Genomic DNA, 25,179 nt, shown 5'->3' on the forward strand with positions numbered 1-25,179 from the left:
AGTGCCTTTTTTTTATGCCAAATTTTTAGATCAGCGATAGTTTAAAACGAGAGTATCTGAATGACTGGATTAAGCAACACAGCTTTGTTTCGGCGTCAGGTCGGTGCAAAACAAGGGATTGAGTGCACATTGCAGATCATCAATCTGTTCCTGTGACACATAGTGCTTTTCTTTGAGATATTCAGCCACACTGTCATCACGTAAACTCAAGAAGGCTGCATCATAGACGCCTAAATCGACAAATAACGCTGCTGTTTCCAGGCTGTTAAAACGGTCCAGATAGACATCATTGCCGTACATCAAGAAAATATGATCTTCATTGGCATGTGGATTAACACTCAAATGTTTGGCCAGTTCTAGCGGTGGGGTTTTAATAAACAGCAGATCAGACAATTCGTCAAATTGGGTAGTATCCAGAACATGATCGTCAGTTTTGACTTTTCCAAGCCATGCTTTAAACACCAGCACGGCACCGCCACGTAACAGCATGCTCCAGATTTGATGACGGACTTCATCATTCAAGTCACGAGATTCGGCCTCTAAAGCCTGAATGAGTTTGTCTTCCTGCTCTGCAAGTCGATCAAACAGACCTAAACCTTGTGGCTTATAGGCTGCGGGAGTGAATACATCGAAATTCAGTTCAGCAAATACCTGCAAGGCAAGGGGTACAGCACTTTGATATAAGGTATTTAACGCCTGAATATGGGTGTCATTCAATTTACTGTTAAATAATTCAGTCCATTGAATTTCAGGCAAAAGCGCATTGCTGCCGTATTGTCGGTAAAACTGTTGTGATTGATCTAGATCTTGGCTTATAGCTTCAGAAATGTTCATCTTTAAACTCCTGTATTGGGTAGGATGATCAGTTTCCTCAGCGTCATGTTTTAATGGACTTTTAGAATATAAAAACTGATCTTTTCTGGTTCTTATATATGCGCGAGACCCTAGATGAACGGTATACGACTAAAGTTGTAGAATGGATTTTTTTGCATAAAAACACATTTAAAATTAATTAATTATAAAATTGTAACTAAGTATACAAGTGTATATTTAAATTTTGATGATCTTTGCCATAGCAAATGCCAGATTGAAATTTTTGGTCAATCATGACTGCTCAAAAAATCTACTTTTTGAGCAGTTTTGCCTAAAGTAAAAAATAAATTGCTAATGAGCTTAAAAAATACTGAATTTAGACATCAAAGCGCCCATTTCAAAAGTTTGAAATGGGCGCTTGACGGTTTATCGTAAACTTAAGAATTGGAGATTTTTAAGCCCGATAACCAGGAACGAAGTGAGGCTGGTTTTAGCGGTTTTTTCAGCAGCACAATGTTCAGTTCTTTTAAATGCTGTGGCAATTCAGGATCGGAATCCGCAGTAATGAGCGCCACAGGAACCTGCTCCTGACGATTTTCCAGAATGAAATCCAGACCAATCTTGTTGTTATTCAGATGCTGATCGACTAACCAGACTTGAATATTTTCTTGCTGGATGAGTTCGAGCGCCTGTTCCGGTTCAGTCGCCTTAAACACTTGATAGCCCCATTTGGTCAGCAAGGTCGACATGCCTTCCAAAATGGTTTCATCATTGTCCAGACATAAAATTTTATAGGCCTTGCTCTTCAGTGGCGTGGCTTGCACAGGGGCGGCCACCACTTTAGGAGCTTCTACAATCGGCACTTCAATCATGAAGCAAGACCCCTTGCCATATTCTGAATAGACATGCACCGGGTAGTCCAGCAGGCTGGTCATGCGCTGTACAATGGCCAAGCCCAGTCCCAGACCTTGCTCGCCCCAAGGTGAGGTATGACCACAGCGCTCAAACTCCTGAAACAGCTTTATACGCTGTTCTTCGGCAATCCCCGGACCGGTATCCCAGACCCCAATCCGGATGTGCTGAGGTTTTTCTGCCGAGCGCAATACACCCACAATGACACGACCTTTGGCGGTATAGCGCAGGGCATTACTCACAAAGTTCTGAATAATCCGGCGAATCCACTGCGGATCGGTATCAATCCAGAACTGTGCGTCATGCACACTGAAGCGAATGCCGCGTTGTGCTGCAATCGATTTAAATTGCAGTTCCAAATCACTTAATAAGTCATGCAATGGATAAGGCTGGCGTTTTGGCTGAATAGTGCCTCCTTCCAGACGGGCAATATCCAGCAGGGCGGACAGCATACTTTCGGCCCCATGCAAGGCACGATCCAGCTGTTGCAAGGTCTTGCGGTCTTCGTCCGACTGCACGCTTTGCTCTAAAGCGGTACTGAACAAACGCGCGGCATGCATTGGTTGTAATAAGTCGTGGCTGGCTGCGGCAATAAATCGGCTTTTCGACATATTGGCACGGTCAGCTTGTTCGCGTGCCAGTTGCTGCTCTGAAAGTGCATCGGCCAGCTGCTGGGTCCGATCTTGCACCCGGGCTTCCAGTACCGCTTCATTTTCACGGAAGGCGGTAATGTCGGCAAAAGTCGTGACAAAACCACCACCTTCAATCGGGTTACCACGCATCTGAATGACCCGGCCATCTTTACGAATCCGTTCAAATTCATGCGCGCTGCCCATGGTCATCCAGTGAATTCGTTTGCGCACGTGTTCTTCGACCGAACCTGGGCCACATTCACCGCGCTCGGCGTTATAACGGATCAGGTCTGAAATCGGACAGCCGACATAGACAATATCTTTAGGATAATCAAACAGTTTCAGGTATTGATTGTTCCAGGCCACCAGACACATGTTTTCATCCACCACACTGACCCCTTGGGTCATATGGTCAATCATGGTCATGATCAGGTTCTGGTTAAAGCGCTGCCATTGCGAAGCCTGATCCAGAATGTTGGCGACCTGACCCAGTGCCAGGCCGTTATTGACCATGGCCGTAGTCAGCAGGGTACGAGCGGAAGCAGCGCCAATCGTTCCGGCAAGGTATTGTTCAGTGAAACGCCACCACATGCCATTGGCATTGCTATTTTCATTCAATATCACATTATTTTGCGCACAGAACTGGCGAAAAGCTTGGGTTGCTGCCCCTTCACCGGTAATGCGTTTAGCCAGAGTAATTAAATCACCGACTTTCAAACGAGCCACGTCTTGGTGGGAGTAATTGATTTCACTTGAAGTGCTATGTGTAGGCAAAGGCTTGGTTTCATAATAAAAGAAACTTTCAGCCTGAATTTGCTCGGCAATACTCGGGCGGAATATACGTGACACCCACACATAAAGAATGATATTTAAACCTAATGCCCAAGTGACCCCATGGGTTAAAGGGGCAAAAGATTGAAAACCAAACAGGGCTTCTGGGCGTAGCCAGTTAATCCCCATTGGACCGGCAAGCAGGAATTGCTGGGTAAAGTGGCTGTATTCAACAGGCAGACTGCGTAGTACTGTAGGCAGCAACAGGGTATAAGCCCACATGGCAAAGCCGGCGATCAGACCAGCATACACACCTTGTTTACTTCCACCGCGCCAATATAGTCCACCAATTAAAGCAGGTGAAAATTGCGCCACTGCACTGAAGGCCAATAAACCAAATACTGAAAGCTGATCTATGTCATTAAAGAAATGGAAGAATAAAAAACCCAGTAACATGACCGCTAAAATACAGACGCGACGGGTAAATTTCAGCACCAGAGGTAAACGCTTGTCGTGGCGTGAAAGTATACCGCTACGCCATAAAGCTGGCATGATCAGGTCGTTACTCAACATGATCGACAAGGCCACTGAAGACACCAACAGCATGCCGGTAGATGCAGAAAAACCACCCAGGAATGCTAATAGGGTTAACCACTCTTGATCATAGCTGAGGGGGAGTGACAGTACAGCGACATCAGGGATAGCTAAAAAGTGCGGTGCAGCATGTAGTGCCCAGCTGGCGATCGGAATAATGGCAATCGTGGTCAGAATCAGATAAGTGGCAAACCAGCGACGTGCACCTCGAATATGTTTCTCATCACGTAGCTCAACGACAGCGACATGGAATTGCCGTGGCAGGCAAATAATTGCCAAAGCTGCAAGTAAGGTTTGGATCCAAAAGGTCTCCGGAACACCAAACAGTTGAACCTGTTTAAAGGTTTCTACAACATCACTGGAAATTTGTACCAGATTATCTGGCGCATCAAACACAAAAAATAAGGCTACACAGAGTAGGGCGAATAATTTGACAAAGGATTCAAAAGCCACAGCGAGCATTAAACCGCCATGCTGTTCGGTATTGGCAATTTGTCGGGTACCAAAAATCATGGCCAAAATGGCCAAAATTCCGGTTAAAAACAGCACGCTATTGGTGGTGCCCTGTATACCATTATTTTCTTGCAGAATGACTGCGGCACTTAAAGCAATCGCACGCAGCTGCAAGGCTAAATAAGGAATAATGGCAATCACGGCAAGAATCGTAACGAGAGATGCCAAAGGCCCACTCTTGCCATAACGGGCAGCTACAAAATCCGCAATGGATGAAATGGCATGATGTTGACGAACTCGTCCTAGACGACGCCATATATCATAACCTACACCCACAAAAATTAACGGACCTAGGTAAATCGGCAGAAAGATAATGCCTTCGCGAACGGCTGCACCGGTCGCACCGTAGAATGTCCACGACGAACAATATACGCCCAGCGTTAAACTGAACAGTAACATCCGGCCACGGGTGCTTAATCGACTTGCGTGTTTTTCACCAAAAAATGCACAGATAAAAAGTAATGCGATATAAAGGGCAAGTACCCCGATGATGAGCCAACTATTCATATTGCCTACAGTGTAAAACTATGTCGTAATGATAACCTATCTAATAATCTCACCGCTTTAATTGATCAAAATTTAACGACCAAAGTAGTAATTACAACAACCCAACAAGATTGTTAAGTTAGACAACGAAATAATTCGAATTAAAAAATAGCACCCATGGTTGGGCGCATACAGGAGTAGGTTATGGATGAAGCACAGGTAGAACGCATTCTACAGAATCCAAAATTTAAGGAAATGGTAAGCCGAAAAAGCAGATTAAGCTGGACATTAACAATCATCATGCTGATTGTATATGTCGGTTTCATGCTTTTGGTGGGTTATAACAAAGAATTCTTGATGAGTTCCGTGAGTGGCGGTGTGACCACAATTGGTATGCCATTGGGCTTGGGGATCATTGTCTTGTCTTTCATTTTATGTGGTGTTTATTCGTATATCGCGAACAATAAGCTTGATCCATTGAATGAAGAAGCAATGCGTGAAGTCGAAGCAATTACTCAAGAAAAAGGACATTCATAAGATGAAATGGAATTCATTGAAAGCGCAAGCAGTGGCTGCTTCTACGCTGCTGATGTCAGGTATGGCTATGGCCAGCCCGGATTTAGGTGCTGCTGAACAGCAGGCGACTAACTGGCATGCCATTATCATGTTCGCAATTTTTGTGGGCTTCACCTTGCTGATTACCAAATGGGCAGCGAAACAGACCACTAGTACCAAAGACTTCTATACTGCTGGTGGCGGTATTTCTGGCTTCCAAAATGGTTTGGCGATTGCCGGTGACTATATGTCAGCTGCATCGTTTCTGGGTATTTCTGCGATGGTCTTTAGCTCTGGTTTTGACGGGCTATTGTACTCATTAGGCTTCATGGTAGGTTGGCCGATCGTATTGTTCCTGGTCGCTGAGCGTTTACGTAACCTGGGTAAATTTAACCTATCAGACGTTGTTTCATTCCGTCTGGCAGAAAAACCGGTACGTACTTTGGCAGCATGCAGTTCACTGGTCGTAGTTGCCTTCTACCTGATTGCACAAATGGTCGGTGCAGGTCAGCTGATCAAACTGCTATTCGGCTTGAACTACAACATCGCTGTAGTGATTGTGGGCCTTCTGATGATGGCTTACGTGATTTTCGGTGGAATGTTGGCAACAACTTGGGTACAGATCATCAAAGCGGTGATGTTGCTGAGTGGCGCGACCTTCATGGCATTCATGGTTATGAAAGGCGTAGGCTTCAGCTTCACCAACATGTTTGAACAATCGATTCAGGTGTTCTCTAAAGTTCATGAAATCAGCTTGTCAGAAGCGACTAACATCATGGGGCCAGGTAAATTGGCGGCAAACCCGATTGATGCTATTTCTCTTGGTCTGGCATTAATGTTTGGTACAGCAGGTTTACCTCACATCTTGATGCGTTTCTTTACCGTAAAAGATGCAAAAGAAGCACGTAAGTCTGTAGTTGTGGCGACCGGTTTCATTGGTTACTTCTATCTTTTGACTTTCATCATTGGTTTTGGTGCGATTCTATATGTATCGAACAACCCGCAATTCATTGATGTAGCGAAAATGGCAGTGACTGGCAAGCTAGAGCTTGTAGGCGGTAACAACATGGCCGCAGTTCACTTGTCTGATGCTGTTGGCGGTGACCTGTTCATGGGCTTCATTTCAGCTGTAGCATTCGCAACGATTCTTGCGGTAGTAGCTGGTTTGACACTCTCAGGTGCATCTGCAATTTCACATGACTTGTATGCCAACGTATTCAAGAAAGGTCAAACAACGCCTGAATCTGAATTACGTATGTCAAAAATTGCGACTTTAGGCCTTGCAATCTTTGCCATGATTTTGGGTATTTTGTTCGAGAAACAAAACGTAGCCTTCATGGTTGGTTTGGCATTCTCTGTGGCATGTTGTGCAAACTTCCCAGTGCTTGTTCTTTCAATGTTCTGGAAAGGCTTGACGACTCGTGGCGCGGTGATTGGTGGTGTGGTTGGTCTAGTCACTGCAGTGACACTCATTATCCTGTCTAAAGCAGTTTGGGTAGATACTTTGCAGATTTCAGAAACACCAATTAACCCATTTAACGGTCCTGCAATCTTTGCAATGCCATTATCGTTCCTATGCTGCTGGTTGTTCTCTGTAACGGATAACTCTGCACGTGCACAAGCAGAACGCAAAGCATTTGATGCACAGTTTGTACGTTCACAAACAGGTATTGGTATCTCTGGCGCATCTGATCACTAAGATATGCCAACTTTAAAAAAGCCCCGTCAGGGGCTTTTTTTATGACCTAAGAAAGTGAGATTAGCAGGGTTACAACGCAGAGCTTGGGTGAACACCATCTTATTTTTATCCTTTTCAGGAATGATGGGATGTGCTGTGATTAATAATAAATAGTGTAAAGGAGCAGAAGCACCGAGCATTTTTATACAAATGTTTATCTTACAGGTTTAAATATTCATGCTAAGTTGATTCAAAGTAACAAAAAATGCTGAATAAATTCAGCAATAAAAATGACAGTATTTTGGAGCAGTCAATGCGGTCGATTATTGAAGTATGGAAGGTATTTCGTTTATTGCCTTCAGCCTGGCTACTTTTATTACAATTCATTATTTTGATTTTGTCTGTTGCCGTAAATTACAGTACGCCTTACCGGACCCTTACTTGGTTAATGGGTGTTCTGGTTTTGTTGGTGATCGCCAAAGTGATCCGGCAAACGCCGATGTTTACCATTTTGGGTTTAAGCTTTGTTGGTGGTGCTGTAATTTTTTCTTCACTGATTTTATTAGGAATAGAAAATCCATGGATTCAGGTGATTGCACATGGCTTTGAAGCAGCAGCTTATTTCAGTGCAGCCTATGGCTTATTGCGTTATATGTTTGAAGACCGCTATTTAACCCGAGATGAACTGTTTGCTGCGGGAGCTGTCTTTACGCTACTGGCTTGGGGTTTTGCATTCTTATATAACGTATGCCAGTTATTGGTGCCATACAGTTTTCAAAATCCCAATGTGAGTGGTTTACAAAGCTGGCTTGATTTATTGTTCTTGAGTTTTAGTTTGCAGTCCGCAACAGGCTTATCGGATCTGATTCCGATCAGTGCGCCCGCACGGGTATTGGCATTATTACAAATGTTTTGTGGTGTCATGTATTTGGCGCTGATTGTGTCACGCTTAATTGCCTTGCAATACATTGCCCATTTGCCCAACCATCTGAAAGATAAAGACTAAAAAAGGACGCATAAAGCGTCCTTTTTGGAATTCAGTTTCTAAATGAATTAGAAGCGGAATTTAGCATTTACACCAGCAACTTGAGTGTCACGGCTAGAATTTTCAGCATTCGCATTTACGTAGTTAGCACCTACTGCAATTGCAGGAGTAACGAAGTAATTTACGTTCACACCCCATGCAGTGCTTGGAGTTTGAGCAAAGCTAGATTCTGTGTAAGAAACACCAGCACTTAACTTAGGAGTAAAGTAAAGGTCTGATTTTAATTGATATAGTGTATCTTCACCATACACAAGACCAGCTTCGAAACCAATAGACATATTGGTGTTATCAATAGCGCCTACATATTTAGTACGTGCAGTAATTGCATCTTGGTCATCACCAATCGTACCAGTTTCTAAAGCTGAAACTACGCTATTGTTGCTTAAAGTGTTAAAAGTATCGAAAGCAAATTGGTCTGCAACGCTAGTATAACCAACAGCAACCAAGAAGTTCGGAGCAATAACAGCACCAAGTTCTAAAGCATAACGGTCGCCATTGCCATCACCAAGTTTAGCAACATTGGCATTGCCGTATGGGTTTGATGCTGTAAAGTTGTTTTTAGCATCAGTTTTTGAATGATTGTAAGATGCACTTGCATATACAGGAACAAATTTAGTCGGGATATATGTTTCAGCTTTAACACCGTAAGAGTGCTGTTGAGCTTCAACTTCTTCACTAACATTCAAAGCAGGAACTTTAACATCTGCTGTATATTGACCAAAATTGTATGCTGCAGATACGTTAGAAGCTTGGTTTAAGAAAGCTGCTTCAGCCAATGGGCCTTTAGAAGAATCAACATCTTTAAAGTAATAAGTACCTTGTACAGCGCCAGTGTAGTTATTGTTATTGAAAGAGTCATCAAAGTATTCAGCTTGACCTTGAACTTCTACTTGATACGCTTGAGCACCGGTCATGGCTAATAATAAAGCAGTGGCTAAACCGAGTTTTTTCATAATAGTTACCAGTTTTGTTAAAAATGGATTAAACAGTGAGCATTGTATTGTAACAAAACATTAAGTCAATGAACTAAAAGAACATTATATTATTGAGCTTTTACTCTAAATCTTGTATGTGGTTAAAAAATATTCAAATGAGTTATTCAGTGTCAACCTAAAAAACTTTTTTGAGAACAATTGAATATGAGCATTCTTAGAGCTTGGTTTTTGACAAAAGGATGAAATAAGCCTATTTTTTACAATGTAAAAATAGATTATTAAGTATATATTTATTGTAAAAATCAATTTATATGTGCGATTGTAGTGTGATCGAATTATCGCATTTTTAGTATTTCTTAGATTTATAGGATAAAATTTGTAAAAAATACATAATTTGTGCTTAAAAAACAATCATTTTCAACTGTTTTTTGATTGCTAGTTCACATAATGGTTAAAGTATTGTGACTGGTTTTAAATCATACTGCTTTAATAGGCTTTACTTATCTATTTGTTTTTATCATAATGTTTCTATCAATTCATACTACATTGAAATAATGTGATGATGATCTGATTCTCCATAAACAAGTTTTTGTTTTATATGCCCAACTTTCCCCAAGGTTGGGTTTTTTTTGCCTTAAAATAATCATGCTCTGAAAAAATCAAAAGAGAGCAATGCATATTTATGATGTTGTAAAAGTAATGTGAAGTTTAATAAACCAAATCAAAGCAATGAATTCCTGCAAGATTTAAAAGAAAGAGCACAGTTATTGATTATAAAATTTAACGCACCAATACGGTGCTTTTTTTGTGGTTATATCAATTATTTTTCAATCTAAAAAATAAAAAACCCCAATTTTCTTAGAAAATTGAGGTTTTTTCGCCAAAATCTCGGGGTAAATCAAAAAAATCTGCTGAGGAATATGTTTGAAATGCCCTAATGCGGTGCATTATGCACTTAATTGTAGCACTTGTAAATATTTTCTTGATTTTGGGCTTGTTTCAACTTGATCGTTTGCTCATGGCTCGCTAAATCTTAAAATATTTGATGCTATAGCAGGTAAATAAATTTATTCAGTATGACTGGACCTATATTGCTGCCTTAGGTTCATTTTGTAGGATAAAAATTTAGCGCAACAAAAATCAAAATTTTGAACACATAAAAAAGATAAATGGTTGATGAAATTGAATTATTGGTTAAATTTTCGATTAAATTTTAACTCTTTTTATATTATCATCATGTAATATATACAATTGTATCCTGAATATAGTTCTCAATCATGGTTGGTCAGCTGTTTGGTGCGGAGCGTACTTAATCTATGTATAAGTTAAGTTCAGAACATATTCGTCAACGACTGTTATTGTCGATGCTGATCATCATTGTTTCCCTACTGTTTCTTTCTGTTCCTTTAATTGTCAGCAGTTATCAAATCTATCAAAAAGCTGATCGGGCCTTAACTGAAATTTCAGCACTTCGCGCAGTTGCTGACCTTGCCAATAAAATTTCGCGTGAAAGAGCACCTGCCAATAATGTCATGTCGAGTAATGCGGATGAATTTGCTGCAAATAAGCAAAAACTGCAAAGTTATCGTCAAGAAGTGGATGCGCAAATTGAACAGACTATACGCATTTTAAATAAGGCAGGTTTTCCTGTTCAGGCACAGCAATTATCTTCCCAGTTGATAGTAAGTTTACAGCAAGGTCGGCAAGCAGTAGATGCTTATGCTGCTTTAAACAGGTCGGAACGGCATTCATCACAACTGGATCATGCTATTAAGCAAATGTTTGGTGCTTGGGATAGTTGTCGCTTTATTTTAAAAAATGTACTGGAACATTCGGAAGGAAAAGGGACCGATGTTTCTGAATACTACACCTTGATTTTAATTCTGGCAGATTTACGCGATCAGGCAGGACGGGTTGCTTCAAATATTATGGCGGCCGTTGCCTTTAATGAAAAAATACCTGAGGATAATCTGGCTCGATCCTTACAAACACAGCATCAGGCAAAATACTTATGGGGGGTGGTCAATACCATACAGCCTGAACAGGGCAAAACCCCTGAATATCTGGCTTTGCATGAACAGGTTAAAACGCAGTTTTTGGACAAAGGTATTCCAACAGTTACAGCCTTAATTAATCAGAGTTTACATGATCAAGCTTATTCTTTAACTGGAACGCAATTAACCGGAGTTATGGTTGATAAATTTGCAACCGTGGTTAATCTGCAAACTTATATTCTGGATTATAGCGTTCGGGTCGCTCAAAGCGAGAAAAGGCAGGCACAGCAACAATTCATCCTGACGCTCATGGTTGCATTAATCTGTTTGATTACCGCAATTTTTACCATGATTTATGCACGTAACGGAGTGATTAAGCCTTTAATTAAAGCCAGAAATGCTATTTTGAGTTTGGCTCAACATCAAGTTGCAGAGTATGGACCTTTATCTGATGATCCTGAAACGTTAATGGGCGCAATTAAAAAACTAAAACAGGTGTTGAAGCAACGTGATGCTCTGGAATTTCAGCTTAGAAATGTAGCTAATACAGATAATTTAACCGGTGTCTCGAACCGTCTGGCTTTGGATGAATATATCCAGTATGTGGAAAAGAAACCGGAAGGTTTTACTCAAACCGGTCTGATTATTTTTGATATTGATGACTTCAAACAGGTGAATGATAGTTTCGGGCATATAGTTGGTGATGAAGTGATTAGACTGGTGGCAGAAAAATTACAGTTTAATGTGCGTACTTCGGACTTGCTTGTACGTTATGGTGGTGATGAGTTTTTGGTCCTGATTGATGATGTAAATTCTCAGGATGCGTTGGTGGTTGCGAATAAAATTTTGCAAGATATTGGTCGTTCTGATTTTTATATTGCCGAGATCAATGAAAATATTCAGATTTCTGTCAGTGCCGGTGTAGCCATTGGGGCTGCATCCTGGATGGGATTGCTGGAAAAAGCGGATAGGTCTTTATTTCAGGCTAAGGAAAATGGCAAGAATAAAGTAGCGGGGTGATGCAAAGATCCTCGTCTATTTATTTAGTTTTCTCAATCAAATAATTAATAAAGTTAGTACATGCAACCAGCATAAATTTTGCGTCGATATAAGTTAAATTTGATTCTTCTAGCATTGCATGGCGAATACCGTCACCATCAGAAGTATAGCCATACAGTTGGCTTAAACTACCTTTTAAAGCAGGATGTAGTCCGAATTTATCTTCAACAATTTTTAAAGCTTTTCCTAAAGTTGCTTTTTCATCGTTTGTGATTATTTTGCAAATTGATTCAACAGCACTGATAGATTCTTTAATTGAATTTCGATAGTCAGGATTTTGACGATCTGACATGAGTTTTAGAGCTTGGTTGAGGTGTTGTTGGACACCCGAATATGGGTTGGTATTGGCTAATGCTTCTTCTATGGATTGGATTTCTTGCTCTGAGGTAATTTCAATTACTTTATTTTCAATAATACGATAAGCCGTATTTTCTTCTTCAAGTATTCTATTAATTTCAGCTATAAAATGATTTTTTATGTCTTGAAATGGGTATGCATCTAAACAAAACTCCAAGAAATCATAAATTTCATACCATTCATATTCATTAAAAAATATGACATCTAATTCATCAATTGCTTCAATGATGTAGATTGGCATTTGATCAATACGTTTTTTTTGATAGTGATATAAGCTACCAAAAAAGTTATTTAGATTACTGTTGTTTAATAAGCCAATCTCAATACTATTGGATGATTTTTCATATTTATTAAAAATATATAAGGTAATGATATTCCAAATCTTATTTAATAGCTCATCACTTGTTTTTTCTTTTAGAATCACTTCCCGAACAGGTTTATATCCGTATTTTTCTGAAAAGCGCATTATTTCCCCAATAAATTTAATTTTCTATTTTACTTTTTAATCTCCCCTAACCCCTCTTTAAAAAGAGGGGAAACCTCATAGCAAATATGGAAAGTTCCCTCCTTTGAAAAAGGAGGGTTGGGGAGGATTTAATAAATTATTTCAACAATGGCTTCAAGAACTTCGCTGTATGTGACACTTTATTCTTCGCCACTTGCTCTGGTGTACCTTCGGCAATAATCATACCGCCACCTGCACCGCCTTCAGGACCCAGGTCAATCACCCAGTCGGCAGTTTTAATCACATCCAGATTATGCTCAATCACCACAATGGTATTACCCTTGTTACGTAGCTCATGCAGAATATCGAGCAGCTTAGCAATATCATGGAAATGCAAACCAGTTGTAGGTTCATCCAGTACGTACAGGGTTTTACCTGTATCGCGTTTTGCCAACTCACGCGCCAGTTTCACACGCTGTGCTTCACCCCCAGAAAGGGTAGTCGCAGATTGACCCAAACGGATGTAACCCAGACCTACCTGATTTAAGGTTTCCAGACGGCGGTGAATCACAGGAATGGCATCAAAGAAATGCATGGCATCTTCAACGGTCATTTCCAGTACGTCAGAAATATTTTTGCCTTTATAACCCACTTCCAGAGTTTCACGGTTATAACGCTTACCATGGCAGGCATCACAAGGCACATACATATCCGGCAAGAAGTGCATGGCGACTTTAATCATGCCATCACCTTCACAGGCTTCACAACGACCACCTTTCACGTTAAATGAGAAACGACCGGCAGCATAACCACGTGCCTTGGCTTCCGGCGTTTGCGCGAACAATTCACGAATTGGCGTGAACAAACCGGTATAAGTGGCAGGGTTAGAACGCGGGGTACGTCCAATCGGGCTTTGGTCAATATCCACGACTTTATCGAGGAACTGTAAGCCATCAATCGAATCAAATTTTTCTGCGGTTAAGGTGGTTGCACCGTTCAACTGTGTTGCGGCCAACGGTAATAAGGTCCGGTTAATCAGGGTCGATTTACCTGAACCAGAAACCCCAGTGACACAGGTCATCACACCCAAAGGAATAGTTAAATCAACATTCTGCAAGTTATGACCGGCAGCACCCATCAGCTTGATTTGCTCTTCCGGTTTTGGCGGTTGAGTGCGGACTTTTGGAACCTCAATTTTTAATTTGCCTGAAAGATATTGACCGGTGAGCGAGTTTTCATTGTCCGCCAGCTCATCATAAGTACCTTCGGCAATCACATGACCGCCATGCACACCGGCACCCGGACCAATATCAATAATATGGTCGGCGGCACGAATCGCATCCTCATCATGCTCAACCACTAAAACGGTATTCCCCAAATCACGTAAACGCACCAGCGTTTCAAGCAGGCGGTCATTATCACGTTGATGCAGACCAATCGAAGGTTCATCCAGTACGTACATCACGCCCATCAAGCCGGCACCAATTTGCGAAGCCAAACGGATGCGCTGTGCTTCACCGCCAGACAGGGTTTCGGCAGAGCGAGACAAGCTGAGATAATTCAAACCGACGGATACCAGAAAGTGCAGACGTTCCCGAATTTCCTTGAAAATCTTGTCGGCAATTTCACCTTTGGCGCCTTCAAGATTGAGATCCTGATAGTAACTTTCCGCATCACCAATCGACATTTTAGTAATTTGCGCAATGGTTTTGTCTTTGACCCGGACATTACGGGAAATTTCATTCAGACGTGAACCGCCACAGGCATCACAGGCCGCATTGGACAGATACTGGGCCAGGTCATCACGTACATAATTCGATTCAGTTTCACGGTAACGACGTTCCAGATGTGGCAAGATCCCTTCAAAAGGTTGCACCCGGTTATGCTTGCGACCGCGTTCATCGATATAACTTAAATCGACTTTTTCTTTGCCTGTACCGTAAAGGAATTTCTTTTTGGTATCGGCATCCAGTTCATTCCACGGCGTATCTAGAGAAAAGCCAAAATGGGCTGCGACTTTTTCAATCATGCTGTAGTAATAAGGACGCTGTCTGTCCCAACCGCGAATCGCGCCCTGACTAATTGAAACTTCATTGTTTGGAATCAGTTTGTCAGCACTGAAATGGCTACGTGTTCCCAGCCCATCACAGACCGGGCAGGCGCCAAAGGGGTTATTAAATGAAAACAGACGCGGTTCCAGTTCCGCGACGGCACGATCACATTCCGGACAGGAGTGCTTGGCAGAGAACACCCGTTCCGGTTGCTCGCCCTTCATCCAGGCCAAAATCGCAATATCACCACCTAAACGTAGCGCGGTTTCAAAGGATTCGGCAATGCGGTTGCCCAGATCATCGCGAACTTTAAAACGGTCGACCACCACTTCAATGGTATGTTTTTTCTTTTTATCCAGTTCGGGCGGTGTGTCAATTTCAACAATTTCACCATCTACACGGGCGCGGACAAAACCCTGACTTTGCAGTTGTTCAAACAGGTTGCTGTATTCACCCTTACGCTCACGCACCACCGGTGCAAGTAGCATTAAAGCAGTACCTTCTTCCAGACCTTTTACCGCATCAACCATTTCCGATACGGTTTGTGCCACCATTGGCAAGTCATGCTCTGGACAATAGGGTGTGCCGACACGGGCATATAAGAGACGTAAATAGTCGTAAATTTCCGTGATTGTTCCCACAGTTGAGCGCGGGTTATGGCTGGTCGATTTCTGCTCGATGGCAATGGCGGGGCTTAAACCTTCAATCGAGTCGACTTCAGGTTTTTCCATTTGTGACAAGAACTGACGCGCATAGGCAGACAGCGATTCTACATAGCGACGCTGACCTTCGGCATATAAGGTATCAAAGGCAAGGGAAGATTTACCAGAGCCTGAGAGTCCCGTAATGACCACGAATTTGTCGCGTGGAATATCGAGTGACACATTTTTTAAGTTATGGGTACGTGCGCCTCGAATACGGATGTGGCTTTGGCTCATAAAACATCTCGGTAATGTACAAATAGAAGGTTATATATGATAGCGCATGAAAAATGTTCAAGCTGTATTTAAATAAAATTAAACGTCAGACTGTGACGGTCAAATTTATATATGTTAAAAACGATAGATGTTCTTTTAGTGAATAAATAGCTCAACTCGCATCAATCCAGCTGAACTGAAAGGTCAGATCATTGTATAACGCTTGAGTGAATACCAGATAAGATACTTCAAAATAAAAAAGGAAAATCACATGATTATTGGGAAAATTTTGGTGGCCTTGATTGCTGTTTTACATCTTTATTTTTTAATTCTGGAGATGTTTCTTTGGGATAAGCCTGTGGGCATGAAAGCTTTTGGCAATACGGCTGAAAAGGCAAAACTTACCAAGGTGCTGGCGCAAAATCAGGGCTTATATAATGGTTTCCTGGCCGCAGGACTGATTTGGTCACTGTTTGCTCCCGCTGCCTATGCCACAGCACTGGCGAATTTCTTTTTGGCCTGCGTACTGGTGGCCGGTATTTATGGGGCCTTCACCGCAAGTCGCAAGATTTTGTATATCCAGGCGCTGCCTGCATTGATTGCGTTAGTGGTCGTAAATTTAGTCTAAGCAAAAGCGGTTTTGCAGCGTAGACTATGCAACTTAATCAAGAGATTTATAGGAAATAAGTAGGCATGCTGTCTTTATTTTTGAAATGTGTTTTAGGGGCAGCGGTTGTACTGATTATTTCCCTTCTTTCCAAGAGTAAAGCTTTTTATATTGCCGGTCTGGTGCCCCTTTTTCCGACGTTTGCCTTGATTGCACATGTGATTGTGTCGCAGCAGCAGGGAGCCGAGGCCTTACAGAAAACAGCCCTGTTTGGTTTATGGTCTTTAATTCCTTATGCGATGTATTTGTTGATGGTTTATGTACTGGCAACAAAGATGTCTATGTGGTCGTGTTTGGGTGTGGCGATGGTTTGCTGGATTGTGGCTGCGGCAGGGCTGATTTATGGCTGGCAGTTGTTTCAAAATTAAAAGCAAATAACTAATTTTATAAATTTTAATTAGATAGTTTATGTAAATCACAAAATATTCAATATTAGATTTTTTTTATTAGCACTGCCATCATTTGATGGATTCAATTTTGATGCCTTTGCGTAGGCAATATTGCTACTTTTGAAAGGCCAAAAGTAGCCAAAAACCTTTTGTTTCCCATACACGACGTCCTTGTCGTGATGGGAAACGTGTGGCATCCATGCCACACTCGCGAATCCAATATCTGCTCAATTTCTCTTTTATTTTGGCTTTATGAGGAACTTTTCGTGATTGAAAAATGAATGATGAAAGTAAGGCTATTCATCCAAACCCAACCATTGTCGTTGATCATAAGCACTATCCCAGAACAGCCATTCCAGTTTGGCTGCCGTCGTATAGGCATGATGCATTTTTTCTAAAGTATCGGCATCACAACGGGCTGCGATTTTATCCACCGTGGCAATCACCTGACTGACTGCTAAATTAAAGTCTTCACCGGCATAGGTATCAATCCAGGCCTGATAAGGATTATTTGCAATGGAATTGTTTACAATGGCCTTACCCACTTCGGCATAAATCCAGAAACAGGGTAATAAAGCAGCCAATACCACAGGATAGCTTTCTGACCAGGCGGTGGCAGTTAAAAATGAAGTGTAATGATGACAAGCCAAGGTCAGTGGGGTAGTTCTGAATTCTTCTTTAGTAATCTCAAATGCTTGCATAAAGTCATCATGCAGACTGCGTTCCACTACAATGGCAATCTTGGCGGCATCGGCAAACTGAATCACGTCTTCAGCGCTAAAGGCTTTTGCTGCACATACGGCCAGCGCACGCCCATAGGCCAATAAATAATGTGCATCCTGAATGACATAATGGCTAAACACATCCTTGTTTAATGTGCCTTGTGCAAGTTCCTGATTAAATGGCAAAGCCAAGGTTTTTCCATATAAAGCCAGGTTGCGTTGCCATAACTCTTGAGTAAAGCGCATTTCATATTCCTAAAAAAGCATCAAACGACAATCTGTAGAGCACGGCACTATAACAAGAGTCTACAGGTGAAGATATCTAATCACCGCAATCGTGGAAATCTATTCAAAAAAATCATACGAAGAACTTTGGCTTAATAGCAAAAAGTCGTCATAATTGGGCCCATAAAATCTTAAGCTCTCTTTTTAAGTTTTACCGAATTCACTCGATATAAATATCTGTCTATAGGTCGATCTATCATGATGAAACATTTTGGTTTCTCAATCATTTTTACGATCGTGTGTCTGGCTATATCTGCATACTGGGGTTTTACCCATGGCCCAGAAGCAGGGTTAAAGACCATGTTCACGGCATTGACCATTACTGCCATTTTAGCAGTCATGGAAGTGTCGCTCTCTTTCGATAATGCAGTCGTTAATGCCTCGGTGCTGCGCGGTTGGGATCATTTCTGGAAAATGATTTTCTTAACCGTCGGTATCATTGTTGCCGTATTTGGTATGCGTTTAATCTTCCCAATCGTGATTGTGGCGGTGACTGCCGACATGGGCATGATGGAAGTGGTGAATATGGCGCTGAACGATCCTAAAAATTATTCAGAACGTTTGATTGCCCATCATGCTGAAATTGCAGCATTTGGTGGTGCATTCCTGTTATTAGTATTCTTGAATTTCTTTCTGGATAGTGAAAAAGATACCCATTGGTTTAGATGGCTGGAAGCACGTTTATCCAATTTGGCCAATGTACCGGCAATGTCCGTCTTTCTGGCTTTAATTGGCTTGTTGATCATGGCAGCCAATGTCGACGAGGCGATGCGTCTGGCGGTCACTATGGCCGGTATTTGGGGAATTGTGATTTACATTGGTGTTCAGGTGCTTAGTCACATGCTGGGCGGCGAACCTGAAATTGATGAAGACGGCAATGCCGTGGGTCATGATGCCAGTGGTGCAGCCACCGGGGTAATTAAAGCGGGTATTGGTGGCTTTATTTATCTGGAAGTTCTTGATGCATCCTTCAGTTTTGATGGTGTGATTGGTGCTTTTGCCATTACTTCAGATGTGGTGATCATTATGCTGGGTCTGGCAATTGGTGCCATGTTCGTGCGTTCGATGACCATTTATTTGGTAGAAAAAGGTACTTTGGATGCCTATATTTACCTTGAACACGGTGCGCATTACGCCATTGGTGCCTTAGCCTTGATTATGCTTGCTAGTGGTACAGGTGTGCATGTCCCGGAAGTGGTCACCGGTTTAATTGGTGTGGCCTTTATTGTCTGGGCAGTGATTGCTTCTATTCAATATACGAAACGTCAAGAACGGATCGGTTAATCGTTTTTTAAGAAAAATGGTTACAATAGGGGGCGCATAAAAATGCGTCCTTTTTTATGGTGGCTCATTCTGGAATAAATTAACATCCATAACATGAATGTTGTAGGATAGCCGATAGAAATTCAACTCACAGCCAGACCCAAACTTATTGATATGATGAATGCTTTAGAACGCCGTTCAACCTTTGCCTTAAGCAGTATTTTTGCACTGCGTATGTTGGGCTTGTTCATGATTATTCCTGTATTTTCTGTGGCAGGACAGTCATATCAAGGGGCAACCCCAGTGCTGATTGGCTTGGCTGTCGGGGTATATGGTCTTACTCAGGCCATTTTACAGATTCCATTTAGCTTACTGGCTGACCGTTTTAGCCGTAAGCCTTTGGTGATTATCGGTTTATTACTGTTTGCATTAGGCGGCGCCGTTGCGGCAATGTCTGAGAGTATTTATGGCGTGATAGTAGGTCGTGCCATTGCTGGTGGTGGTGCTGTTTCTGCGGTGGTGATGGCACTTTTAGCCGATGTCACCCGTGAAGAACAGCGTAGCAAGGCTATGGCCGTGATGGGCATGAGTATTGGGGTGTCCTTTATGGTCGCTTTCAGTCTGGGGCCTTGGCTGACCAGTCTGGTGGGAATTTCAGGACTGTTCTGGGTCACCACCATTATGGGCTTGGCTGCCATTTCGATGTTGTTATTTGTTCCGAAGGTCACACGTCATCATAAAAATTACCAACAAGGCTATGCTGCACAGCTAAAACAGGTCTTGAAAATGGGCGATCTAAATCGTCTGCATGTGTCCATTTTTGCCTTGCATCTGTTGTTGACCGCGATGTTTGTGTATATGCCATCGCAGCTGATTCAGTTTGCGGGTATTCCCTTATCCAGTCATGGTCTGGTGTATTTGCCCTTGCTCGTCATTAGCCTGTTTTTTGCCTTTCCAAGTATTATTCTGGCGGAAAAATATCGCAAAATGCGCGGCATTTTCCTGACTGCTATTGGCGGCATTGTTTTGGGCTTACTGGTACTGATTTTTGGTTATGAATCGAAATATATTTTATTGGCAGGCTTAGGATTATTCTTTATTGCCTTTAACGTCATGGAAGCTCTGCTGCCTTCGTGGTTATCCAAATCTGCGCCCATCCAGTCTAAAGCGACCGCTATGGGTATCAATTCCAGTAGCCAGTTTTTAGGGGCATTTTTTGGGGGCATGATTGGTGGTCAACTCTTGTTACTAAATAATACCTCTATGGGATGGAGCATCTTGGCGGTGATTTCTGTGATCTGGTTATTGATCAGCTTTGGTCTGGCGCAGCCACGCTATCTTTCATCATTAGTATTGTCTTTACCAGAGACAAAACAAACGGATGAATGGACTTCTCAACTTTTAGCGATTCGTGGTATTGAAGAGGTTGTGGTGATGTCCGACCAGCAATTTGCTTATGTTAAAATTGATAAACAGCTTATAGATGAAGCTGCGCGACAAGATTTAACGCAGTTGTTGGGTAAAGAGGTAGCCATTTAAGCATAACTCTTATAAAGTAAAACATAGAAACAAATAGGAAGTATACGTCTGATGCGTGGTGTAAATAAGGTCATTTTAGTTGGTACTTTAGGTAAAGATCCTGAAACAAAAACTTTTCCAAATGGTGGTTCTCTTACCCAGTTTTCAATCGCTACGAGTGATTCGTGGACTGATAAAAATACCGGTGAGCGTAAAGAGCAAACTGAATGGCATCGTATTGTGTTGCATAACCGCTTAGGTGAAATTGCACAGCAATATCTACGTAAGGGTTCTAAAGTTTATATCGAAGGTTCATTGCGTACGCGTCAGTGGACAGATCAAAGCGGTCAAGAGCGTTACACTACAGAAATTCGTGGTGAACAAATGCAAATGCTTGACAACAACCGTCAACAGGGCGAACAGGGTGCTGACAACGGAGGTTATAACCAACCTCGTTTCAATAACCAAAATAACCAAGGTGGTGGTTATAACAATAATAATAACCAAGGCGGTTATGGCAATCAGGGCGGTTATAACAACAACCAGAACAATCAGGGCAATAGTTATGGCAACAACAACCCGGGTGGTTTTGCGCCAAAACAACAGCCTGCACCAGCAGCAGCTGCACCGGCAGATCTAGATGATGATCTACCATTTTAATTTCAATTAAAATAGAAAATCATTTTCAAAACCCTCCCATTGTGGAGGGTTTTTTTATGAGTGATTGATCAGTGATTTTACTTTAATCCTTGTTTCTTGGCAGAAACCCACATGGTAATGATGGCACGGAACACAACATCCTGAGCCGTGTCTTTGACTTCAACACGGACTAGATATTCACTGCCTTCATTCCATACAAAATCAGGATTTGCCGGTGTAGCCACAGCGGTTAAATCTGTGCTGGCTTTTTTTAAATATTCGACGGTCATGCCTTTAGGAATCCAGCGATGTGTATTGGGGACGCTGACTTCAGTCATGGTACCACCAGCCAACTCAGCCATATTACACATGGCAATAGCATGCACTGTACCGATATGATTCAGCACGGCACGCTGTTTTTTTATATGCAGCTCACAATAGTTTGGTTTTAATTCATCAAATATTGGAGAAATACTGCTGAAGTAGGGGGCTTTTAAGCAGAGCATTTTCGAAAATGTCCATTTACCTGCCGGTTTATTGGTGAGGGTGTTCCATATTTTTAATGCCTGACTCATGGCTTATATCCTGTGTTGAATTGCAGAATAAAATTCTAATACAGAATATTATTCTGTTAATGGCAAGAATGACGTGCTTGCTCTTTAAAATGGTCAGCATTGTTTTTATGATGTAGGCAACAAATAGGAAGCTCAATATGTCCAATAGGGAATTACTGGAACGAATCTATAACGGTCGTCGTGCAGAACTGAAACGGGAAATCCTGCTGGCAGCAATGCAGTGCTTTTTAGAACAGGGTATAGAAGCAACAACTATTGAAATGGTGCGCGATCGGGCAGAAGCGAGTGTTGGGGCGATCTATCATCATTTTAAGAATAAAGATGGTTTAGTCGCTGCTCTGTATTTGGCTGCACTTCAAGATCAGTACGATGGACGTATGCAGGTTTTACAACATGCGGTGTCTTTGCAAGATGGTATACAGAAAATTCTTTGGGCATATATAGATTGGGTAGAGCGCTATCCAGACTTTGCGCGCTTTTTATATGCTGCGAATTTTAATATGCGTCAGGGCAGCTTTCAGGCGGAGCTAAATCAGCAAAATATCCAGCGAAATAAAGCACTGCAGGCCTGGCTTGCAGAGCAACCTGAAAAACAGCTGCTGGAACATTTGCCTAAAGAACTGATGCTGTCCCTGGTCATGGGGGCAACAGAAAGTTACTGTCGTGCCTGGTTATCGGGAAAAGTGAAGACATTGCCTTCACAATACAAAGTGCAACTGGCTGCAGCGGCTTGGCAAGCTCTCAATTTGAATAAGTCGTTGATGATCGCGGAATAGCTTACTTCGATTAAAAAGCTCAATTTAATAAAAATAATAAATCTAAAAATCCGATAATTTTTATGAAAAAGTACGGTTTTACCTATTTTGAAAACTTTCGTATTCTAGTTTCACAAGATAAGCACTTCCAGAAACGAGTTAGAGGAATAGTTCATGAGTTTAATTAATACTGCAGTAAAACCATTCAACGCAACCGCATATAAAGATGGCCAATTCATTGAAGTCTCTGAAAAAGACATGATGGGCAAATGGTCGGTGGTTTTCTTCTATCCTGCAGATTTTACCTTTGTATGTCCAACAGAATTAGGCGATTTAGCGGATAACTATGCTGAATTCCAAAAAATGGGTGTAGAGATTTATTCAGTGTCTACTGACACTCACTTTACCCATAAAGCTTGGCACGATTCTTCTGAAGAAATCAAAAAAATCCAGTACCCAATGGTTGGCGATCCAACCTGGACTTTAGCAAAAAACTTTGAAGTGTTAATTGAAGCTGATGGTCTGGCAGACCGTGGTACGTTTGTGATTGACCCAGAAGGTAAAATCCAGATTATCGAAATCAATGCCGGTGGTATTGGTCGTGATGCTCAGGAACTGCTACGTAAGGTTAAAGCAGCACAATATGTTCATGCACACCCAGGTGAAGTTTGTCCGGCAAAATGGAAAGAAGGTGATGCTACCCTTGCGCCGTCAATTGATTTGATTGGTAAAATCTAAGCTAAAGTAGAGCGATTTTTCCCGCTCTTCCATAAAAAATCCAGAACTTCAGTTCTGGATTTTTTTATCTGCGATTAGTCATTAAATGGTATAACCATGATGATCCGTGGCTAAGTTCCTTAAACCTTCGACCAGATAATCAATCAATTTTTCCATCACTAGGCGTTGGCCTTTGCGGGATGCATAGACCAGTTGTACCGTTCCTAAGTTTGAGCACCATTCAGGTAACACATGTATTAATTTACCTTGTTGAAGATCTTGTTCAACCGCCAAATAAGGTAAATCTGCAATGCCCAAACCATCGCGTACCGCATAGTAAACACCAGCCAGATCATTACTTTTAATCCGTGGTTGCAGGGGAATATCAATCACTTCCTCATGCTCGCGATTGTGTAAATGCCAATAATATTGTGATTTTTGCGTGCCTAGAACAATACTCGGAAATTCATGTAATTCGGTAAAGTGCTGAATCTGTCGTCCTTGTAACAGTTCCGGACTGGCCACCAGACAATGGGTGGTTTTAATCACATCACGGACGATTAGACTGGAATCTTCATTGGCCTGGAAGTTGGTGCGAATGGCCAAATCGATATCATCATGGATCAGATCGACCCGGCGACTGGTCAGCTCTAGTTCAATCTGGACTTTGGGATAATCTTTTAAAAACTGATTCAATAAGCTGCGAATTTGAAAATGCATCATCACGGCAGGACAGCTGATCTTGATCAAGCCTTGTGGTTCACTTTTCTGTTTCAGTAAAACGCTATTGGCACATTCGACCTGATCAATGACTTTGCAACATTGCTCATAAAATTCTTGACCCAATGGCGTCACTTTAAAATGGCGGGTAGAACGTTGAATCAGGCTGACATTAAACTGGCTTTCCAGATCTAAAATGCGTCGGCTGAGTTTTGATTTGGTGATATTGCTGACTTCACTTGCTGCACTAAATCCACCGTGTTTCACCACCAGGAAAAAGTAATAATAATCATCAAATGAATGCATACATCATTCTCAAAAACAGGATTAAAGAATCTTTATTCTAGCTGAAAATCAGCCAGATAACGGAGAGTGGGTAAGATAAAAGAAGCGATCCTAAGACCGCTTTTCTTAAAAGAAAAAATCTTATTTTTGAGTGCTGTTCTGATTGTAGCTATTAATCAGGTTGCGATAATCAGGAATATGATTGGAGAACAAGGTTCCCAATCCTTCAATGTCATTGCGCCAGTCACGGTGCAATTCACATGCAGCCCCAAACCAGGTCATCAATTGTGCGCCAGCATTTGACATACGATCCCATGCAGAATCACGGGTTAAGTGGTTAAAGGTACCGGAAGCATCGGTAATCACAAAGACTTCAAAGTCTTCTTCAAGCGCAGAAAGCGCAGGGAAAGCCACACAGACTTCAGTCACTACCCCGGCAATAATCAACTGTTTTTTACCGGTGGCTTTGACCGCTTTGACAAAGTCTTCATTGTCCCAGGCATTGATTTGACCCGGACGGGCAATATAAGGCGCTTCAGGAAACATTTCTTTCAGTTCTGGCACCAACGGACCATTTGGGCCCTGTTCAAAACTGGTGGTTAAAATAGTAGGAAGATTAAAGTATTTAGCCGCTGCAGCCAGAGCCAAGACATTGTTTTTGAATTTGTCAGGATCAATATCACGAACCAGTGAAAGCAGTCCTGTTTGATGATCCACCAATAAAACTGCTGCGTTATCTTTGTCTAAACGAACATATGGTTTACCCATTTTTCTATTCCTATGGTGTATGAAGAAGTATGAGATATTCAGTTCAAATCAGTCATATAAGCTCCGATCTGTTTTTATGGTAATGAGCGATGAGCAGAGGGTGAAGCCCATAGATTAGG

The 25,179-nt window shown here is 41.8% G+C and carries 20 protein-coding genes; 11 read left to right on the plus strand and 9 right to left on the minus strand.

What is annotated here, in order from left to right; all coding sequences use genetic code 11:
- Positions 1 to 69: 69 nt before the first annotated feature.
- Both FB6_RS00655 and FB6_RS00660 read right to left on the minus strand, forming a co-directional pair.
- The gene (locus FB6_RS00655) at positions 70 to 834 is read right to left on the minus strand and encodes a hypothetical protein (RefSeq protein ID WP_174558152.1); all 765 of its coding nucleotides are present in this window, start codon (positions 832 to 834) and stop codon (positions 70 to 72) included.
- Positions 835 to 1,250: 416 nt separating this feature from the next.
- The gene (locus FB6_RS00660; protein WP_174558153.1) at positions 1,251 to 4,742 is read right to left on the minus strand and encodes a hybrid sensor histidine kinase/response regulator; all 3,492 of its coding nucleotides are present in this window, start codon (positions 4,740 to 4,742) and stop codon (positions 1,251 to 1,253) included.
- A gap of 183 nt (positions 4,743 to 4,925) precedes the next feature.
- Here FB6_RS00660 and FB6_RS00665 point away from each other — a divergent pair, with 183 nt between their 5' ends.
- From FB6_RS00665 to FB6_RS00675, 3 genes are all read left to right on the plus strand, one after another.
- Complete coding sequence (locus FB6_RS00665; RefSeq protein ID WP_174558154.1) at positions 4,926 to 5,258, plus strand: DUF485 domain-containing protein; 333 nt, start codon at positions 4,926 to 4,928, stop codon at positions 5,256 to 5,258.
- 1 nt (position 5,259) lies between these two features.
- On the plus strand, positions 5,260 to 6,975 hold the full coding sequence (locus tag FB6_RS00670) for a cation acetate symporter (protein ID WP_174558155.1): 1,716 nt from the start codon (positions 5,260 to 5,262) through the stop codon (positions 6,973 to 6,975).
- Positions 6,976 to 7,267: 292 nt separating this feature from the next.
- A complete protein-coding gene (locus tag FB6_RS00675) occupies positions 7,268 to 7,960 on the plus strand; it encodes an ion channel (RefSeq protein WP_174558156.1) in 693 nt (230 codons plus the stop codon).
- Positions 7,961 to 8,007: 47 nt separating this feature from the next.
- Here FB6_RS00675 and omp33-36 read toward each other — a convergent pair whose 3' ends face one another.
- Positions 8,008 to 8,952, minus strand: coding sequence for a porin Omp33-36 (gene omp33-36 / locus FB6_RS00680; RefSeq protein ID WP_174558157.1), 945 nt, complete (start codon positions 8,950 to 8,952; stop codon positions 8,008 to 8,010).
- Positions 8,953 to 10,250: 1,298 nt separating this feature from the next.
- Between omp33-36 and FB6_RS00685 the strand changes: the two genes are divergently transcribed.
- Complete coding sequence (locus FB6_RS00685) at positions 10,251 to 11,948, plus strand: GGDEF domain-containing protein (protein ID WP_174558158.1); 1,698 nt, start codon at positions 10,251 to 10,253, stop codon at positions 11,946 to 11,948.
- A 19-nt stretch (positions 11,949 to 11,967) separates the two neighbouring features.
- Here the strand turns inward: FB6_RS00685 and FB6_RS00690 are convergent, their stop codons facing one another.
- Together FB6_RS00690 and uvrA are read right to left on the minus strand one after the other, a co-directional pair.
- Complete coding sequence (locus FB6_RS00690) at positions 11,968 to 12,810, minus strand: AbiJ-NTD4 domain-containing protein (protein WP_174558159.1); 843 nt, start codon at positions 12,808 to 12,810, stop codon at positions 11,968 to 11,970.
- A 136-nt stretch (positions 12,811 to 12,946) separates the two neighbouring features.
- Complete coding sequence (gene uvrA / locus FB6_RS00695) at positions 12,947 to 15,778, minus strand: excinuclease ABC subunit UvrA (RefSeq protein WP_174558160.1); 2,832 nt, start codon at positions 15,776 to 15,778, stop codon at positions 12,947 to 12,949.
- A 253-nt stretch (positions 15,779 to 16,031) separates the two neighbouring features.
- On the opposite strand from uvrA, the gene FB6_RS00700 reads away from it, so the two are divergent.
- Together FB6_RS00700 and FB6_RS00705 are read left to right on the plus strand one after the other, a co-directional pair.
- Positions 16,032 to 16,385, plus strand: coding sequence for a DUF1304 domain-containing protein (locus FB6_RS00700; RefSeq protein WP_174558245.1), 354 nt, complete (start codon positions 16,032 to 16,034; stop codon positions 16,383 to 16,385).
- A gap of 65 nt (positions 16,386 to 16,450) precedes the next feature.
- Complete coding sequence (locus FB6_RS00705; RefSeq protein ID WP_174558161.1) at positions 16,451 to 16,792, plus strand: GlpM family protein; 342 nt, start codon at positions 16,451 to 16,453, stop codon at positions 16,790 to 16,792.
- Between the two features lie 317 nt (positions 16,793 to 17,109).
- On the opposite strand, the gene tenA is transcribed toward FB6_RS00705, so the two are convergent.
- Positions 17,110 to 17,781 carry a thiaminase II gene (gene tenA / locus FB6_RS00710; RefSeq protein WP_174558162.1) on the minus strand — a complete coding sequence of 224 codons (672 nt, stop codon included), beginning with the start codon at positions 17,779 to 17,781 and terminating at the stop codon, positions 17,110 to 17,112.
- 237 nt (positions 17,782 to 18,018) lie between these two features.
- On the opposite strand from tenA, the gene FB6_RS00715 reads away from it, so the two are divergent.
- The 3 genes from FB6_RS00715 to ssb all read left to right on the plus strand — a co-directional run bounded on the left by FB6_RS00715 (position 18,019) and on the right by ssb (position 21,261).
- Positions 18,019 to 19,104: a DUF475 domain-containing protein gene (locus FB6_RS00715; RefSeq protein WP_174558163.1), complete on the plus strand. Its 1,086-nt coding sequence runs from the start codon at positions 18,019 to 18,021 to the stop codon at positions 19,102 to 19,104.
- Between the two features lie 153 nt (positions 19,105 to 19,257).
- Positions 19,258 to 20,622 (plus strand): MFS transporter, encoded by a 1,365-nt coding sequence (locus FB6_RS00720; RefSeq protein ID WP_174558164.1) that lies wholly within the window; start codon positions 19,258 to 19,260, stop codon positions 20,620 to 20,622.
- Positions 20,623 to 20,673: 51 nt separating this feature from the next.
- Positions 20,674 to 21,261, plus strand: coding sequence for a single-stranded DNA-binding protein (gene ssb, locus FB6_RS00725; protein WP_174558165.1), 588 nt, complete (start codon positions 20,674 to 20,676; stop codon positions 21,259 to 21,261).
- 77 nt (positions 21,262 to 21,338) lie between these two features.
- Here ssb and FB6_RS00730 read toward each other — a convergent pair whose 3' ends face one another.
- Complete coding sequence (locus FB6_RS00730; protein WP_174558166.1) at positions 21,339 to 21,815, minus strand: hotdog fold domain-containing protein; 477 nt, start codon at positions 21,813 to 21,815, stop codon at positions 21,339 to 21,341.
- A 137-nt stretch (positions 21,816 to 21,952) separates the two neighbouring features.
- On the opposite strand from FB6_RS00730, the gene FB6_RS00735 reads away from it, so the two are divergent.
- Positions 21,953 to 22,591 (plus strand): TetR/AcrR family transcriptional regulator, encoded by a 639-nt coding sequence (locus FB6_RS00735; RefSeq protein WP_174558167.1) that lies wholly within the window; start codon positions 21,953 to 21,955, stop codon positions 22,589 to 22,591.
- A 153-nt stretch (positions 22,592 to 22,744) separates the two neighbouring features.
- A complete protein-coding gene (ahpC, locus tag FB6_RS00740; protein ID WP_174558168.1) occupies positions 22,745 to 23,308 on the plus strand; it encodes an alkyl hydroperoxide reductase subunit C in 564 nt (187 codons plus the stop codon).
- Positions 23,309 to 23,389: 81 nt separating this feature from the next.
- On the opposite strand, the gene FB6_RS00745 is transcribed toward ahpC, so the two are convergent.
- Both FB6_RS00745 and ycaC read right to left on the minus strand, forming a co-directional pair.
- A complete protein-coding gene (locus FB6_RS00745) occupies positions 23,390 to 24,313 on the minus strand; it encodes a LysR substrate-binding domain-containing protein (RefSeq protein WP_174558169.1) in 924 nt (307 codons plus the stop codon).
- Between the two features lie 120 nt (positions 24,314 to 24,433).
- Positions 24,434 to 25,060 (minus strand): isochorismate family cysteine hydrolase YcaC, encoded by a 627-nt coding sequence (gene ycaC, locus FB6_RS00750; RefSeq protein ID WP_174558170.1) that lies wholly within the window; start codon positions 25,058 to 25,060, stop codon positions 24,434 to 24,436.
- Positions 25,061 to 25,179: the final 119 nt, after the last annotated feature.

It is taken from the genome of Acinetobacter bouvetii (genome assembly GCF_902753875.1).
In the GTDB taxonomy this organism is placed as follows: domain Bacteria; phylum Pseudomonadota; class Gammaproteobacteria; order Pseudomonadales; family Moraxellaceae; genus Acinetobacter; species Acinetobacter bouvetii_A.

Bases quoted from the DNA above. Each gene is read 5' to 3' on its own strand.
- FB6_RS00715 (WP_174558163.1), top strand. From the start codon at position 18,019: ATGATGAAACATTTTGGTTTCTCAATCATTTTTACGATCGTGTGTCTG.
- omp33-36 (WP_174558157.1), bottom strand. From the start codon at position 8,952: ATGAAAAAACTCGGTTTAGCCACTGCTTTATTATTAGCCATGACCGGT.
- FB6_RS00670 (WP_174558155.1), top strand. From the start codon at position 5,260: ATGAAATGGAATTCATTGAAAGCGCAAGCAGTGGCTGCTTCTACGCTG.
- FB6_RS00665 (WP_174558154.1), top strand. From the start codon at position 4,926: ATGGATGAAGCACAGGTAGAACGCATTCTACAGAATCCAAAATTTAAG.
- FB6_RS00655 (WP_174558152.1), bottom strand. From the start codon at position 834: ATGAACATTTCTGAAGCTATAAGCCAAGATCTAGATCAATCACAACAG.
- FB6_RS00745 (WP_174558169.1), bottom strand. From the start codon at position 24,313: ATGCATTCATTTGATGATTATTATTACTTTTTCCTGGTGGTGAAACAC.
- FB6_RS00720 (WP_174558164.1), top strand. From the start codon at position 19,258: ATGATGAATGCTTTAGAACGCCGTTCAACCTTTGCCTTAAGCAGTATT.
- FB6_RS00705 (WP_174558161.1), top strand. From the start codon at position 16,451: ATGCTGTCTTTATTTTTGAAATGTGTTTTAGGGGCAGCGGTTGTACTG.
- FB6_RS00675 (WP_174558156.1), top strand. From the start codon at position 7,268: ATGCGGTCGATTATTGAAGTATGGAAGGTATTTCGTTTATTGCCTTCA.
- FB6_RS00690 (WP_174558159.1), bottom strand. From the start codon at position 12,810: ATGCGCTTTTCAGAAAAATACGGATATAAACCTGTTCGGGAAGTGATT.
- FB6_RS00660 (WP_174558153.1), bottom strand. From the start codon at position 4,742: ATGAATAGTTGGCTCATCATCGGGGTACTTGCCCTTTATATCGCATTA.
- FB6_RS00735 (WP_174558167.1), top strand. From the start codon at position 21,953: ATGTCCAATAGGGAATTACTGGAACGAATCTATAACGGTCGTCGTGCA.
- ssb (WP_174558165.1), top strand. From the start codon at position 20,674: ATGCGTGGTGTAAATAAGGTCATTTTAGTTGGTACTTTAGGTAAAGAT.
- uvrA (WP_174558160.1), bottom strand. From the start codon at position 15,778: ATGAGCCAAAGCCACATCCGTATTCGAGGCGCACGTACCCATAACTTA.
- ahpC (WP_174558168.1), top strand. From the start codon at position 22,745: ATGAGTTTAATTAATACTGCAGTAAAACCATTCAACGCAACCGCATAT.
- tenA (WP_174558162.1), bottom strand. From the start codon at position 17,781: ATGCGCTTTACTCAAGAGTTATGGCAACGCAACCTGGCTTTATATGGA.
- FB6_RS00685 (WP_174558158.1), top strand. From the start codon at position 10,251: ATGTATAAGTTAAGTTCAGAACATATTCGTCAACGACTGTTATTGTCG.
- ycaC (WP_174558170.1), bottom strand. From the start codon at position 25,060: ATGGGTAAACCATATGTTCGTTTAGACAAAGATAACGCAGCAGTTTTA.
- FB6_RS00730 (WP_174558166.1), bottom strand. From the start codon at position 21,815: ATGAGTCAGGCATTAAAAATATGGAACACCCTCACCAATAAACCGGCA.